This window comes from Flavobacterium sp. 9, from assembly GCF_002754195.1.
GTDB lineage: Bacteria > Bacteroidota > Bacteroidia > Flavobacteriales > Flavobacteriaceae > Flavobacterium.
In genome coordinates this window covers 2665406-2681001 of the sequence record NZ_PEEU01000001.1, presented here as the reverse complement: position 1 = coordinate 2681001, position 15596 = coordinate 2665406, and the positions used below count along the sequence as shown (strand labels likewise).

The following is a 15596-nucleotide window of genomic DNA, read 5'->3' as shown; positions in this document are numbered from 1 at the left end:
GGGATTTTTTATTTCTGAAATTTTATAACTTTTTATTTTACTTCTTTAATTGTTGTGCCGTCGATCCAACCTTCAGTTCGGTCAGTTAATTCGATTTTTTTCCATTTTCCAAGAGTTTCCATTACGTAAACTTTTGATCCTTCGTGCAACAAGAAAATAGCTGCGCCTGCTTTTTGAGGTTCGCTTCTAACTTCGCTTAACTCTGAAAAAACAATTGCAGGACGATCGTTGTCAAAATGATTTTTCTCAGACATTCCGGCAAAAATGCTTAATAGCAAAGCAACCAAAAGAATAAACATTCCAATGAAATAAATTCTTTTTGTAAGTGTAAGTTCTGAAAAGTAATATCCAATAAATGCCAGTAGAAATAAAAATCCAAATCCAACAGCGATTTTTGCCCAGATATTATAATCGAAAATACCGGTAAAGTTCTGAATCAGTTTTGCGAAACCTACTTTCGGAACTTCTTTGATCTCGTCGATTGTTAGTTTTTTGGCAAATTTTAAATTGTTTAAAGTTTCCGGATCATGAGGTTTTAGAACCAAAGCTTTCTCATAATTATAAATCGAAGGTGCTACTTTATTTAATTTATAATAACTGTTTGCCAGGTTAAAATACAACTCAGCAGATTGTTGTTTGTCTTCTTTAATAACACTTTCATAAACATCTACAGCTTGCTGATATTGTCCTTTTTGGTACAATGCATTTCCTTTTTCAAAGCTGCTTTGAGCAAAGAAAACCTGAGTGATTAATAAAAAAAGATATACGATATGTTTCATTTTTATTTTCTTTAAACTTAACAGGTTTTAAAAACTTGTTAGGTTTGATTTTTCATATTTAGTGGCACAACTTTGCGACCTTAAATCAGCCCAATCTATAACCTAATTTCTTAGCGCACTTTGCGGTAAAATATTTTGGTTAAACGATTTGTTTTTCCAGTTCTGAGATAATCAAAACAGCTTTGTCATAATCCTGCTGAATCGAAGCGCTCGATGCCGGAGCATAACGCGCAAACTCGCAGTTTTCTGTCAAATTAATGAAATTTTGAACCGTTTCAGGATTTGAATTTCGGGAAAGCAATAATTCGCGAATATTGTCTTTGCTCATTTCCGAGGTTTCAATATGTAATTTTGCTTTCAGGAAATTATGCATTGCTTTTTCCAAAGCGATATAAAATGGCTCTTTGTTGTTGAGTTGTTTCTTAGCTTCTGACAAATATCTCTTCGCCAGTTTGTTGTTCATTCTAATACGGTTTCCGGTAACGTCACCATCAATTGCTTCTTTTCTTTTCTTAGCAAGAACAATAATTGGTATAATTACAAACGGTAAAAACAATAAAGCGTAATACAAATCAGAACCATAAAAATCATTTCGGGCAATTGCAGTTAATGTTGTTTTAGGCTTGATATATTTGAATTGATCTGTTTTCGAAATCACATTTTTAGCTGCTGTTGCATTTGCTTCAGCCTGCATTGGTCCGTCCAGAACATCAACCATAATTTCTGGTGAAGTTATCGTTTTATAAGAACCGGTATTCAAATCAAAATAAGAAAACTGCATTGGCTTGATCGCATATTTCCCTTTGTATTGCGGAACAATGGTGTATTTATCAGTGATTTTTCCTGACATTCCTGATAGTGAAGTTGTCACTTTTTCGTCATGAACAGGATCGTACATTTCTAATGCATTAGGCACAACAGGTTTTGGTAAAGTAAACAATTTCATGTTTCCGTTTCCTGAAGCGCTAACAATCAGATCGAGACTTTCTCCGCTTTTTAATGTTGTTTTAGAAGGCGTTACTGTAAAATCAAATTTACCAACCGCTCCGCCAAATCCTTCCGGTTTAGTAGCTTCAGGAAGAGGTCTTACATTGATAGTTTTTGCGCCTGCAGAAACAACTTTATTTCCTTCAGTTACAATCATCTGGCCAAACATATCACGACGATTTGAAGGCAATTGCACGCCAATATCCAACGAAAGTGGTTCAATAGTAAGTCTGCCTGATTTTTGAGGATATAAAATGGTTTTCTTTAAGATTACAAAATAACATCTTTGTCCCTGATATGTTCCTTGCTCAACGGACAATTGTTTGATGTCGATATTCTGATTCCAGAAGTCGTTATATTTTGGCTTAGCCAATTCTTTAAAACCGGTAACATTGATATAGTTGAAATACAGTTTGTAAACCACTGTAATAGGTTCATTCAAATAAGGATTTGTTTTAGAGATTTCAGCAACAAGATTAAGCATTTCATCTCCGGTAGAAGTTCCCTGAGGTCTGCCGCTATCATTAGGATCTCTTTCTTGTGCAACGGCATTTGTAACAACAATTTTTATAGGTGCTGTTTTGTAAATCTGACCATTGTATTCAATTGCCGCTTGTTTGATGTAAAAAGTTCCTTTTTTCTCAGGCTGTAGAATATACGAATATATTTTTTGAAAAGAACTTCTACCGTTTACCCAAGACTGACTTACTTGCTGACTTGGACCACCAACGATTCTAAAACCCTCAAATGAAGGCTGATCAAAGTTGTCTCCGTCAACATTCATCATAAAGTCAATACGGAATCTTTCGTTCAGTCCGAGCGTGTTTTTGCTTACTCTGGCTTCAAATTGAACTTGAGCCAAAAGCCCTTGAAAAGTGAATAGGAATAGAATTAAATATCTTTTCATTAAATTGTTTAATCGTTGTTTTAGTTTAACTCTTTAATCGTTTTTTTTATTGTTTAATCGTAGTCAAATTAACGGTTAAACAAATAAACGATTAAACGATGTTTTTACCAGTCTTTTTCTGTTTTTTTAGGGGAACCTTTTACTTTTTGAGCGTTTACTTTATCCTGGATTTTCTTTTCCTCGTTGTTTACAGCATCTAATAAGTTCTGAACTCGTTCTTTAGAAATTCCTCCGGGCTGTGGTTTAGGCTCTCCTTTATTGTCAGACTTGTCATCTTTCTTAGGATCGTTTTTACCATCTTTTTTATCCTTGTCTTGGTCGCCCTTGTCGTCTTTTTTGTCCTTATCCTTGTCTTTATCTTTATTTTTATCCTTGTCTTTGTCCTTATCTTTGTTTTTATCCTTGTCCTTATCTTTATTTTTGTCTTTGTTCTTATCGTTTTTAGGAGGATTTTCTTTTAGCTTTTGTTTTGCCAAAGCATAGTTGTAACGAGTTTCATCATCTGTTGGATCGTTACGTAATGCTTGTTTGTAAGCTTCAACCGCTTGCGTATAATCTTTCTCTTTCATGAAGACATTTCCTAAATTGTGAAATGCTTTATGTTTTTCAGGTCTTGTTTTAGCATTTTTTATTGCTTTCGCGTAAGCAAACTTAGCTTCCGAAACCTGATTTTGTTTATAGATAGTATTTCCTAAATTATATGGAGCAGCGGCACGTTTTGGAAATTTTGATTCTGAAATTCTATAGTTTGCTTCAGCGTCAACAAATTTATTCTGCTTATATTCATCATTGGCATCAGGCAATGTTTTATCTTTTTCCTGAGCCGAAACTGCCAAAGAAAACGTTAGTAAAATATAAAGAAGTAAATTTTTCATTCTAATTTTTTTATTTTTTTTGTTCCGAATTTTTAATCCGAACAATTATTTCTTTTCGTTAAATAAATTCAACTCTTTTATCCAATTTGTTTTTCTTTCTAAAAGGAAAATGTCAACAAACAATAATAAGAAAGCAAAGCCAATAAACCATTGAAATTGCGATTGAAAATCGGCCATTTGAGTAGCTTCAAATTCTGTTTTCTGAATATTGTTTAAAGCGTTTTTGATATAATCTAAAACTTCCTTCGTGTTTCCACCATATACATAACCGCCTTTTGTTGCTTTTGCAATGGTTTTTAGACCTTCCTGATTTAGTTTTGTAATAACAGTTTGTCCGTTTTGATCTTGTTGATAGCTTCTGATTACTCCATTTTCTCTTAACGGAATTGTTCCTCCTTTTTCAGTTCCAACACCAATCGTAATGATTTTCATTCCCATTTTGTTGGCTTCTTCTGCTGCAGCCGAAGCTCCTTCAGAATGATCTTCTCCATCAGAAATCAAGATTAAAAGTTTACTCGTTTTACTTTTTTCGTCAAAATAAGTAGAGGATAATCTGATCGCTTCATCAAGTGAAGTTCCTTGTGATGAAACCATATCCGGAGTCATGCTTTGCAGAAACATTTTGGCAACACTATAATCAGATGTAATTGGCAAAACAGGAAAAGCACTTCCCGCATAAGCTACAATTCCAATTCTGTCATTTCCTAAATTATTGATGATTTGCGAAACCAGTTGTTTACTTTTTTCTAAACGACTTGGCGCAACATCTTCGGCAAGCATACTTTTAGAAACGTCAACGGCAAAAACAATGTCAATTCCTTCGCGTTTTACAGTTTCCATTTTTGTTCCAATCTTCGGATTTACCAATCCAATAATCAAACAGGCAAGTGCCAAAAGAAGAACTGATAATTTTAATACAGGTTTAAAAACAGATCGCTCCGGACTCAGTCTTTTTACCATTTCAAGATCTCCAAATTCGCGTTGTTTTTTTCTTTTCCAATACATATTGAAAAGGAAAACACACACCACAATTGGGAGCAATAATAAAAGATATAAATATTTTTTTTCGTCTAATTCCATTTTAAATTTTAGATTTCTGTCCCGAAACTTCGGGATTAATTTTAGATTTTTTTAAATCCAAAATTAAATGAAGCTTCTGTAAACTGTATTTCTTAAACCTACTTCTAACAATAATAAAAAGGCTGCCAATAAAACAAAACCTCTATATTTTTCGTCATAATCATAGAATTTTAATTCTTGAATTTCAGTAGTTTCTAATTTATTAATCGCGTTGTATATTTCGGCTAATCTGTCGTTGCTTGTTGCTCTAAAGTAAGTTCCATCTGTTTTACGAGCAATATTTTTCATTAATTGTTCGTCGATTTCTACTTTTTGCATTTTATATAAAAATCCTCCGTTTGGCGCATAAGCGTATGGAGATTCCGCCATTCCGTTTGTACCAATTCCAATCGTATAAACTTTTATTCCGTATTGTTTTGCGATGTCAGAAGCAGTTTCCGGTTCAATAAATCCGGCATTATTTACCCCGTCTGTCATTAAAATAATTACACGGCTTTTGGCTTTACTATCTTTTAAACGGTTTACAGCCGTTGCTAATCCCATTCCAATTCCGGTTCCGTCTTGTAAAACTGTATCGTATTTAATGCTTTTAATAGCTTCAAGAATAATGGCTTTATCACTTGTAACAGGAGTTTTTGTATAAGCTTCTGAAGCGTATAAAACTAATCCAACTCTGTCATTAGGTCTTTCTCCAACAAAATCTGCAGCAACTCTTTTTAAAGCTTCCATACGGTTTGGCTTTAAATCTTTTGCAAGCATACTTCCGGAAACGTCGATTGCAAGAACAATATCAATTCCTTTTGTGGTTTTAGTCTGACTGCTAATATCAACCGTTCTTGGTCTTGCCAAAGCAATAATTAAAGAACATAAAGCAATAATTCTAAAAACATATAAACAAGGTTTTAATTTCGTTAATAGTGATTCACTATTTTTGAAACCTTGTGTCGAACTCATTTTTAAAGTAGCCGATTGTTGATTTCGTTTCCAAAAGAACCAAGCGATCGCAATTGGAATCAGTAGAAACAACCAAAAAAATTCTGGGTTTAAAAAAGTTATCTTATCCATTAGTTGCTCGCTTTTTGAAGTTCAACAGAATTTAAAATACGCTCTGTAATATCATTTGCATAAGTATCACCTTCCTGATGTAAAATCACGATTTGTTGTAATCCCTGATCTTGTTTGAAAAGTAAAATTTCATAATATGCTTTTGAACTCGATTTGTCAACCGGATTTAAGATTGTCATTGTTCCGTATCCTTTTAATCCCTGAATACCTTGATTTGTCTGGAAATCTTCTTGTTTTACAATAATATTTTGTGCGCCCTGAGCTTCCATTATTTTTAAAGATCCTTCCAGAGCTTTTGCTAAATCAAGTTCTACCGGATTTTTGAATTTACTGGTTGAAACTGCTACGTAAAAGTTATCAATAATACTTCCATAAGCAAAAAGCTGCATCTCTTTAATCAGCGCCATAGTTTCTTTTGGTAGCACTTTTTGAGTATCCATTCTTTTTAAAACTTTTGGAGTTTCAATTAAAACAGCAGGATTTCCGTAAGCGCTTTTTACCCAAACACCTTCTAATAATTCTTTAGACGGATGTCCAATAAGATTATCTTTTACATAAGTAAAACCTTTGGTAATAATAAAGAATGTTGTTGTAGCAAATAGTAAGAAAACAACAGTTCCTACAGCAATTGCAATACGTTTGTTGCGTTTTTTTAGTAATTGTTGTTTGATCTGTTTTTGTTTCTGAGCTTCATTTAATAATTGATCTTCTTCTTCAGCCGGAACTTCAGTTGGGATTGCATTATCAAGCGTAAGAATTACTCTTTGAATTTTATTTCGATCTTCGGTAATTTCAAATTCTAAAGGTTTAGATTTTGCAAATTTTACTAAATCCGCCTGACGTAAAACACGCTCAAGATTCTCTACAGTTTCCGGAGTCAGCGTCATTTTCTTTTTGGTAGAAGCTGTTCTGATCGCCTGAATCAATTCAGAAGTTGTACTTTCCATTGCAGGAATATGAATGGCTTCTTCGATATAATTACGGGCAATATCCGTTAATTCACTATAATATTCTTTGATTTCGCCTTTTTGAACCAGTTCTTTTGACTCCAGACTATTTAATAAACTTGTCGCTTTTTCGATAGGAGTTTTATAAACTTCTTCTTCAATTTTTTTCAATTGGTGTTTTTTAACGTACCAATATACAAATGCGCCAATTGCCAGAATAGCGATAAAAATCAAAACATAAATCCACCAATTTCCTATTCCGCTGTCTGCCGCAGTGATGTCTTTGATGTCGTACATTTTTTGTTGTAAAGTATCAACTTTTACATTTGCTACTTCAACGCGAATAGAATCAGTTTGATAAGGTTTTTTATCAATTAAAATCTTAATACTTGGAATCGTATATTTTCCAGAATCAAATTGCGTTAAACCATATTTTTTGATCAATTCATAAGTATCATTTTTCTTAACTGTATCAATTGGATAAGATTGAATTACTTCAAGCTGACCAATAGTTTTTAATTTAGGAAAAACAACTTTAGATTTTGAGCTGACAACCGTTTTAAGCGTTAACTTAAATTCGGCTCCAATTTTATTTTTTGTAGTATCAATGCTCGTCTCCACTTGTTTTTGCTGGGCAAAAATAGCAGAGGAAAGTAAAAATAAAAATATGTAAAACTTTAATTTCATTATGATTAACGATTGAAGATTAACGATTTTTGATTTCAGATTTTATGCTGAAACTAAAATTATAATCTTTTGTTTTTATGAATTATTTTTTGATGTTTTAATGCTTGAAACAAATATTGATATTAATTCATTGACTTCTGTTTTGGCTTTTGACAAATTTTGTAAATCTGTCGATAAATTTGCTTTCTCAATTATTTTTAAGCAAACAAAAGTTTCTCTTAACTCCTTTAAGCAAATTCCCATTTTATGAATAAAATCTTTTTTGCTTTCTGCGCTTTGTGCTTCACCATAATTCAAGGCGGGCGATGTACTTCATCTTGTTATTTGACCTAATAAATGATTTCCAGCGTAATTTTTTTCAAATTTAAAAGTTAATAGAATTATGCTTGCAGCAAAATCAATTAATCTATTTTCCAATTCTTGTTTATTCATTTTCTAGTTTTAATTATCACCTCCATCATAAATCAAAAATCGTTAATCTAAATTCTTAAATCATTACCTTGATTTGAAATAACCTAATAGTTTTGTCACGTAATTTTCGTCAACTCTTGTGTTTACGACACCTGCGCCGGATTTACTGAAAATATCTTTGAAATAATTTACTCTTTCCTGATAGTGTTTTTCGTAATTCATTCGCACTGTTTTCGAACCTGTATTAACCAATTGAATTTTTCCTGTTTCGGCGTCAAGCATTGGAACCATTCCTAAATTCGGAATTTTTTCTTCACGGATATCATAAACGCGAACGCCTGTAATATCATGTTTTTTAGAAGCAATTTTTAAAGTCTGCTCGTAATTTTCAGACATGAAATCAGAAATCACAAAGACAATTGCTTTCTTTTTCTGAGTTCCTGATAAAAATTTTAAAGCTGCTCCAACATCTGTTTTATGGCTTTTTGGTTCGAATTCGATTAATTCACGAATTATACGCAAAACGTGTGAACGACCTTTTTTTGGCGGAATATACAATTCTACATTGTCAGAAAATAATATTAAACCAATTTTGTCATTATTTTGTGTAGCCGAAAAAGCCATCGTTGCCGCAATTTCGGTGACGATGTCTTTTTTAAATTGACTTTTTGAACCAAAACCCTCTGAACCCGAAATATCTACCATTAAAACCATGGTCAATTCGCGTTCTTCTTCAAAAACTTTTACGTGGGCTTCGTTATAGCGTGCAGTTACATTCCAATCGATGTTACGAATGTCGTCGCCATATTGGTATTGACGTACTTCACTAAAAGTCATCCCGCGCCCTTTAAATGAAGAGTGGTATTCTCCCGAAAAGATGTGATTACTCAATCTTTTGGTTTTGATTTCTATTTTCCGTACTTTTTTTAAAAGCTCTTTTGTATCCATTTTATTTGTTTAAAGTTTAAAAGTTTCAAGTTTCAAGTTTGCTTTACAACAACCTGAAACTTGAAACATTAAACAAATTTTTAAGGTACTTCAATCTCGTTTACGATTTTGTTGATAATGTCTACAGAAGTAATATTTTCGGCTTCAGCCTCATATGTTATCCCAACTCTGTGACGTAGAACATCGTGTACAACTGCGCGAACATCTTCTGGAATTACATATCCACGACGTTTGATGAAAGCATAACATTTTGCTGCATTAGCAAGATTGATACTTCCACGAGGTGATGCTCCAAAACTAATAAGAGGTTTTAAGTCTGCAAGTTTGTACTTCTCTGGATAACGAGTAGCAAAGATGATATCTAGAATATATTTTTCGATTTTTTCGTCCATGTAGACTTCACGAACAGCTTCTTGTGCACGTAAAATTTGTTCTACAGAAACAACAGGATTTACTTTTTCGTAAGATCCTTTTAAGTTTTGACGAATTACAAAACGCTCTTCGTCAATTTTTGGGTAATCAATTACAGTTTTAAGCATGAAACGGTCAACTTGCGCTTCCGGAAGTTGGTATGTTCCTTCTTGCTCAACAGGGTTTTGAGTTGCAAGTACTAAAAACGGACGATCAAGTTTGAAAGTGGTATCGCCAATAGTTACTTGTTTTTCCTGCATCGCTTCCAAAAGTGCTGACTGAACCTTTGCCGGAGCACGGTTAATCTCATCGGCAAGGACGAAATTAGCGAAGATTGGTCCTTTTTTAATTGAAAACTCGTTTGCTTTGATGTTATAAATCATCGTTCCAACAACATCGGCAGGCAATAAGTCAGGAGTAAACTGAATACGGCTGAACGAACCCTGAACGGCTTGTGACAAAGTATTTATCGCTAAAGTTTTTGCTAATCCCGGAACACCTTCAAGCAAAATGTGACCTTGACCAAGAAGTCCAATTAACAAACGCTCGACCATATGTTTCTGGCCCACAATAACTTTGTTCATCTCCATTGTAAGAAGGTCTATAAAAGCACTTTCTCTTTCAATTTTCTCATTTATCGCTCTAATGTCTAAAGTCGTTGTATTTTCTTCCATATAAATATTTTTAAAACCTTTTTAAAACGTTGATTTTTATGCCTTACTTTTGAGAGTGCAAATTGAATATTTTTTGAGAAGTAAGATGTTAAAGAATGGTTAAAACTTCGACCAAAGACCTAATTTTAAGGACGAATTGGGAATCTATTTTTATATTTTTAAGAACTTTGATGATTATGCTTCAGAAAAGCATATTTATTACCAAAAATAACGCAGAAAAACCATGAGTAAAACAACATTATCGCCTATAATTTCGGGCACTATGAATTGGGGAGTTTGGGATAAAAACCTTACACTTAAAGAAATGGAAAATATGATACAGATTAGTATCGAAAACAAAATTACAACTTTTGATCACGCCGACATTTACGGTGCTTATACTACTGAAGCTGATTTTGGAAAAGCATTTCAAGCCAGCAAGATTGCCCGCGAAAAATTACAATTAATTACCAAATGCGGTATTCAGATGGTTGCTGAAAAACGTCCGGAGAACAAAATCAAATACTACGATTATTCTAAAGATTACATCATTTGGTCTGTTGAGGAATCTTTAAAGAAGTTGAAAACAGATTATGTTGATGTCTTTTTATTGCACAGACCAAGTCCATTAATGCAAGCGGATGAAATTGCTGAAGCGGTTGAAAAATTAAAATCGGAAGGAAAAATTATTGATTTTGGACTTTCAAATTTCACAAGTTCTCAAACCGAATTAATTCGTCAGAAAACAGAAGTTAGCTATAATCAGGTACAATTTTCGGCTACACATTTTGAAGCAATGACAGATGGAAGTTTAGATTATATGCAAACACACGGAATTCGTCCGTTGTCATGGAATCCGCTTGGAACAGTTTTTAGAGAAGACACGAAAAAAACACGTCGTCTAAAAAAATTGTTTGCTGAGTTGGTTCAAAAATATGGTTTTGGATCTGATACGCTTTTATTAGCCTGGATTTTAAAACATCCTGCAGGAGTTATTCCAATTGCAGGAACAGTAAATGTTGCCAGAATTCAATCTTTAATGAAAGCTGTTGAATTAGAAATGGACAAAGAAGACTGGTTTGCAATCTGGACAGAAAGTATGGGCGACGATGTAGCTTAATTTTTAGTATTCAGCTAAATGCAATTAAAAAATATTAGCCACAGATTTTACAGATTAAACGGATTAATACCGATTCTTAAAATTTGGTACAATTAAAAATATTTGCCACAGATTAAAATGATTCACAGAGATTGGAAAATCTATATAATCCTTTTAATCTGTGGCTAAAAAAAATAAAAAACAAGAATGAAAAAAACAGTTTTAATTACTGGAGCTACAAGCGGAATTGGAAAAGCAACCGCACAAATCATGGCTAAAAATAACTATAAAGTTGTCCTTTGCGGAAGACGTATTGATCGTTTGGCAGAATTGGAAAAAGAACTTTCGGCTTTTACAGAAGTGCATTCTTTGTCTTTTGATGTTCGTGATAAAAATGCGACTTTTGATAGTATTAATAATTTGCCTGAAGAGTTTTCGACAATTGATGTTTTAATTAATAATGCCGGAAATGCACATGGTTTAGATCCAATTCAAACCGGAAATGTTGACGATTGGGATGCGATGATCGATATCAATGTTAAAGGACTTTTGTATGTTTCTAAAGCGATAATTCCGCAGATGGTTGAAAGAAAGTCTGGGCATATTATCAATATTGGTTCAATTGCTGCAAAAGAAGTTTATCCAAATGGAAATGTATATTGTGCTTCAAAACATGCTGTTGATGCAATCAGTAATGGAATGCGAATGGATTTGAATCCGTACGGAATTAGAGTTGGAGCAATTCATCCCGGAATGGTAGAAACGGAGTTTAGCGAAGTACGCTTTAAAGGTGATTCTGAACGAGCTTCATCTGTGTATAAAGGTTGGGATGCATTACAGGCTGAAGATATTGCAGATATTATTCATTTTGTAGTTTCAAGAAAATATCACGTAAATATTTCTGATTTAATTGTTTTACCAACAGCTCAGGCTTCGGCAACAATCGTTAAGAAGAATTAAAAGTATTATTTATTTCTATTATTTATTATTAAAAATATGGCGAATTATAATTCTTTTGAAGAAATGGTAATTTATAAATTGGCAAGAGAACAAAGTAATCAAGTTTGGGATTTAATTTTAACAACAGCTTTAGGTCAGGATTATAAGTTGAGAGAACAGATTAATGGCTCTTCAGGTTCAGTAATGGATAATATTGCAGAAGGTTTTGGTCGAGGTGGTAACAAAGAATTTATAACTTTTTTGAGTTACTCGAGAGGTTCATGTTACGAAACAAAGGCTCAGTTGCAAAGATGTTTTGACAGAAAACATATTAATGAAAGTACATTTTTAGAATTAAATATTAAAGCTCAAAGTATAATTGATCAGATTTCTAAATTCATGAATTACTTAAAAGCTTCAGAAAGAAAAGGTTCAAAATACGATTGATTAATAAATTGAAATATGAAAATGAATATTGAGCAATCAGAAAAATAAATAATAGAAATAAAAAATAAAAAATATCTTCATGATCAATAAGCGCCTTTTAATAAAAAATCTCCTCGCTCATAATGACGAGAGCAGTTTTTATGATAAAAAAAGGCAGCTGAATTTGCATTCCCGTGAAGGAAAAGGAAAGTTCCTGAAACACATTTGCGCATTATCAAATTCAAATCCAACCAATAATTCTTATATAGTTGTAGGTGTTGAGGATCACGACAATGAAATTGTAGGCGATGACTTTTTTGACGATAGCCGAATTCAGAATCTTGTTAATGCTTTTCTGGAAAATCCTCCTAAAATTCAATATGAAAATGTACCATTCCCGAATCTTCCAAAAGATAAAGTGATTGGATTAGTAACGATTAAACCTAAAAGTAAAATCTCTTATTTTAAAAAAGGAATTCATACGATCGTTGCGAATAGTGTTTTTATTCGGCGAGGAAGCAACTCGGTTCCGATTGAAGGAGAAGTCGAAAAGAATTATCAGAATACAGAAACCGTAATTGGAATCGAAAATAGTTCCCGAAACAGTATTCAATATACGTTAGACGGAGTTATAGATTTTATGAATTTCAGACACAAAGACATGTCGCCTAAATATCATGTTTTTAAAGAATTGTTTGTAATTTGTTGGGCTGGAGTTCCTAAAAAATCCAGAGATAAAACCTTTTTATCCCGCGTAGATATTGAATTAATCAACGAGCAAATTAAACTTTTTTATTCGGCTCAGGATGTTGTTACGATTGTTTTTGATGACGATAGTTTTACGATAACCGAATATGTTCCGTTGGGTTTAAATGATAAAACAAGTTATTATCCTTTAGAGAAACAAACGATTCATTTTTTCGATAACGGATATTATAAAATTGATCGCGAAATGCTTTTTCAACCTCCGGAATTCAACCGAAAAATGTTGTATCATATTTATAATGCAAATATGGCTTTGCTTCAAAAACTTCAAAAAGGCATTGTTTTATCAGATCGCGAATTAAAAGATCTGGAGAATCTTCCGTCGACTTTTATGATTTGTTATTTGAATGGTTTTGATGATGCAAAACAGAAATTAATTGATGCGAAGTTGCTTCTGAAACCTTTTGGGAATATTTATTTATCTTTTAAAGAAGCGTTGAGGATTCTTCGAAAGATGAAGTACGATTTTCAAGAAGGTTTAAAATAGAGGGACAAAGGTTCAGAGGTGCAAAGCGACAAAGGTTTTTTGAATAGGCTCCAGCTTTAGCTGGAGATCATGATTCAGTATTGTAAATAGGCTTTAGCCAAATTTTTTCTCAAACAAAATCATTGATATTTCAAATACTGATTGACTTCATCATATGGAAATAAAAGTTCTTTTGGGCCATCTGCATATGAAGCGGCTTCATAAGAGTTGTAATATAAAAGTAAACCTTCGTCTGTATAAAAAATATTCTGAGGTAATTGAAACTTGTCATTTTCAAACATTAATCCGCTCGCATTGATGTTGGCTTTTGTTGGAATATGATATTTTGCTCTGAATTCCTTTTCGGCGAAAGCCTTAAATCCTTTTTCATCTTTAAATAACTGATCGCTAAAAATGGTTTTTCCGGTTTTAGTGTTAAAAAGCAAAGATCTTAGTCCTTGATAACCATGTGCGCCGCCGGTAAAAGTATAATGATCGATTTTGATATTTAAGATCTGATCGGATTTAAACACAATATCTCCTTTTATTTTTCCTTCCCAGCCAAAAGTTTCGCTTGGAAATTTCTTGTGCATTTCTTCAAAAGAAGTAATAAAAGAAGCTGTTAATGTTTTATAATCATTCACTTTTGCATGATCTTCGCCAAAATAAACGATCTCTTTTATTACAGCAAAAACTTTTTTATTGATGCTGTCTGCTACTATCGGAATATTTTTTGCGATAGGAACATCTATGGTAATTTTTGGGCAATCATTTTTGCAAGGAATAGTCGATTCTTTTTCAAATGTTTCATTTTCAAAGGAAAGCTCTTTGCTACAACTTGTCAGAATTACAAGCAAAAAGACTAAAAAAGTGTAATGTCTCATATCAAAAAGTGTTAATTATATACAAAGGTAAGAAGTTGTTTCAGGATTAAAATAAATTAAACGGTAAATTTGTACCACAATTAAGCATTTAAAATTTGTAACTATATGAAATTCAATACTAAAGTAATACATGGTGGTCAACATCATGATCCAAGTACAGGAGCAGTTATGCCTCCGGTGTATCAAACTTCAACATTTGTTCAGACTAGTCCGGGGAAACCGTTGGCTGATTATGAATATAGCCGAGCTTCAAATCCAACTCGTACAGCTTTAGAAAACGCTTTGGCTAGTATCGAAAATGGTACGCGCGGATTGGCATTTTCATCTGGTTTGGCAGCGACAGATTGTGTTTTAAGATCATTTAAAGCCGGAGATGAAATCATTGCTATGGATGATTTATATGGAGGAACTTATAGAATGTTCTCTCGAATTTATAAAGATTCAGGAATTAAGTTCCATTTTGTTGATATGACTGATATTGAAAAATTGAAATCATTAATCAACGAAAACACAAAATTGGTTTGGGTAGAAACACCTACAAATCCGTTAATGAAATTGGCAGACATTCAGGAAGTGGCAAAAATCACGAAAGCTAATAATATCTTGTTTGCTGTAGATAATACTTTTGCAACGCCATATTTGCAAAAACCTCTTGATCTTGGAGCTGATATTGTTATGCACTCTGCTACAAAATATCTTGGAGGACATTCTGATGTTATTGCGGGAGCTTTAATTGTAAAAGATGAAACTTTAGGAGAACAATTACATTTTCAACAATTTGCAACTGGAGGAACACTTGGGCCAATGGATAGTTTCTTGGTTTTGAGAGGAATTAAAACACTTTCGTTAAGAGTACAAAGACATTGTGAAAACGGAGAAAAAGTAGTTGAATATTTAAGTAATCATCCTAAAATCGATACTGTTTATTATCCAGGATTAAAAAGTCATCCGTTTCATGAAATTGCTAAAAAGCAAATGAAAGCTTTTGGCGGAATGGTTTCTTTTACTTTTAAATCAGGTAAAAAAGAAGATTCGATTACGTTTTTAGAGAAACTAAAAGTTTTTACTTTGGCAGAATCTCTTGGAGGAGTTGAATCATTAGCAAATCATCCTGCTTTAATGACGCACGCTTCTATTCCGGCTGATAAAAGAGCAGAAGTTGGTATTACAGACGATCTTGTTCGATTGAGCGTTGGTATTGAAGATGCTGAAGATTTAATAGCAGATTTAGAGCAAGCTTTAGCATAAGAAAACAATCTATAAAATG

14 protein-coding genes and 1 pseudogene are annotated in these 15596 nt (G+C 33.0%); 5 read left to right on the top strand and 10 right to left on the bottom strand.

Annotated elements, in window-relative coordinates:
- Window positions 1-32 precede the first annotated feature (32 nt).
- The 9 genes and pseudogenes from CLU81_RS11005 to CLU81_RS10965 all read right to left on the bottom strand — a co-directional run bounded on the left by CLU81_RS11005 (window position 33) and on the right by CLU81_RS10965 (window position 9771).
- The gene (locus tag CLU81_RS11005) at window positions 33-779 is read right to left on the bottom strand and encodes a tetratricopeptide repeat protein (RefSeq protein ID WP_099709841.1); all 747 of its coding nucleotides are present in this window, start codon (window positions 777-779) and stop codon (window positions 33-35) included.
- A gap of 139 nt (window positions 780-918) precedes the next feature.
- The gene (locus CLU81_RS11000; RefSeq protein WP_099709840.1) at window positions 919-2673 is read right to left on the bottom strand and encodes a BatD family protein; all 1755 of its coding nucleotides are present in this window, start codon (window positions 2671-2673) and stop codon (window positions 919-921) included.
- Between the two features lie 104 nt (window positions 2674-2777).
- Window positions 2778-3548 carry a tetratricopeptide repeat protein gene (locus CLU81_RS10995; protein ID WP_099712724.1) on the bottom strand — a complete coding sequence of 257 codons (771 nt, stop codon included), beginning with the start codon at window positions 3546-3548 and terminating at the stop codon, window positions 2778-2780.
- Window positions 3549-3593: 45 nt separating this feature from the next.
- Window positions 3594-4628, bottom strand: a complete 1035-nt coding sequence (locus tag CLU81_RS10990) for a VWA domain-containing protein (protein WP_099709839.1) — start codon at window positions 4626-4628, stop codon at window positions 3594-3596.
- Between the two features lie 63 nt (window positions 4629-4691).
- Window positions 4692-5693: a VWA domain-containing protein gene (locus tag CLU81_RS10985; protein WP_099709838.1), complete on the bottom strand. Its 1002-nt coding sequence runs from the start codon at window positions 5691-5693 to the stop codon at window positions 4692-4694.
- Window positions 5693-7327 (bottom strand): hypothetical protein, encoded by a 1635-nt coding sequence (locus CLU81_RS10980; RefSeq protein ID WP_099709837.1) that lies wholly within the window; start codon window positions 7325-7327, stop codon window positions 5693-5695. Before CLU81_RS10980 ends, CLU81_RS10985 begins: the two co-directional genes overlap by 1 nt.
- Before the next feature lie 75 nt (window positions 7328-7402).
- Window positions 7403-7627: pseudogene (locus CLU81_RS27105) on the bottom strand (four helix bundle protein); the annotation flags it as partial.
- A gap of 195 nt (window positions 7628-7822) precedes the next feature.
- Entirely contained in the window at window positions 7823-8686 is an 864-nt protein-coding gene (locus CLU81_RS10970) for a DUF58 domain-containing protein (protein ID WP_099709836.1), read from the bottom strand.
- 80 nt (window positions 8687-8766) lie between these two features.
- Complete coding sequence (locus CLU81_RS10965) at window positions 8767-9771, bottom strand: MoxR family ATPase (RefSeq protein WP_007807095.1); 1005 nt, start codon at window positions 9769-9771, stop codon at window positions 8767-8769.
- A gap of 223 nt (window positions 9772-9994) precedes the next feature.
- Between CLU81_RS10965 and CLU81_RS10960 the strand changes: the two genes are divergently transcribed.
- The 4 genes from CLU81_RS10960 (at window position 9995) to CLU81_RS10945 (ending at window position 13466) form a co-directional block, all read left to right on the top strand.
- The gene (locus tag CLU81_RS10960; RefSeq protein ID WP_099709835.1) at window positions 9995-10870 is read left to right on the top strand and encodes an aldo/keto reductase family oxidoreductase; all 876 of its coding nucleotides are present in this window, start codon (window positions 9995-9997) and stop codon (window positions 10868-10870) included.
- Between the two features lie 186 nt (window positions 10871-11056).
- Window positions 11057-11809, top strand: coding sequence for an SDR family NAD(P)-dependent oxidoreductase (locus CLU81_RS10955; protein WP_099709834.1), 753 nt, complete (start codon window positions 11057-11059; stop codon window positions 11807-11809).
- Window positions 11810-11845: 36 nt separating this feature from the next.
- Window positions 11846-12235 (top strand): four helix bundle protein, encoded by a 390-nt coding sequence (locus CLU81_RS10950; RefSeq protein WP_099709833.1) that lies wholly within the window; start codon window positions 11846-11848, stop codon window positions 12233-12235.
- A gap of 79 nt (window positions 12236-12314) precedes the next feature.
- Entirely contained in the window at window positions 12315-13466 is a 1152-nt protein-coding gene (locus CLU81_RS10945; RefSeq protein ID WP_099709832.1) for an ATP-binding protein, read from the top strand.
- Between the two features lie 119 nt (window positions 13467-13585).
- Here the strand turns inward: CLU81_RS10945 and CLU81_RS10940 are convergent, their stop codons facing one another.
- Window positions 13586-14329 carry a DUF3298 and DUF4163 domain-containing protein gene (locus tag CLU81_RS10940; protein WP_099709831.1) on the bottom strand — a complete coding sequence of 248 codons (744 nt, stop codon included), beginning with the start codon at window positions 14327-14329 and terminating at the stop codon, window positions 13586-13588.
- 105 nt (window positions 14330-14434) lie between these two features.
- Here CLU81_RS10940 and CLU81_RS10935 point away from each other — a divergent pair, with 105 nt between their 5' ends.
- Window positions 14435-15577 carry a cystathionine gamma-synthase gene (locus CLU81_RS10935; protein WP_099709830.1) on the top strand — a complete coding sequence of 381 codons (1143 nt, stop codon included), beginning with the start codon at window positions 14435-14437 and terminating at the stop codon, window positions 15575-15577.
- Window positions 15578-15596 lie beyond the last annotated feature (19 nt).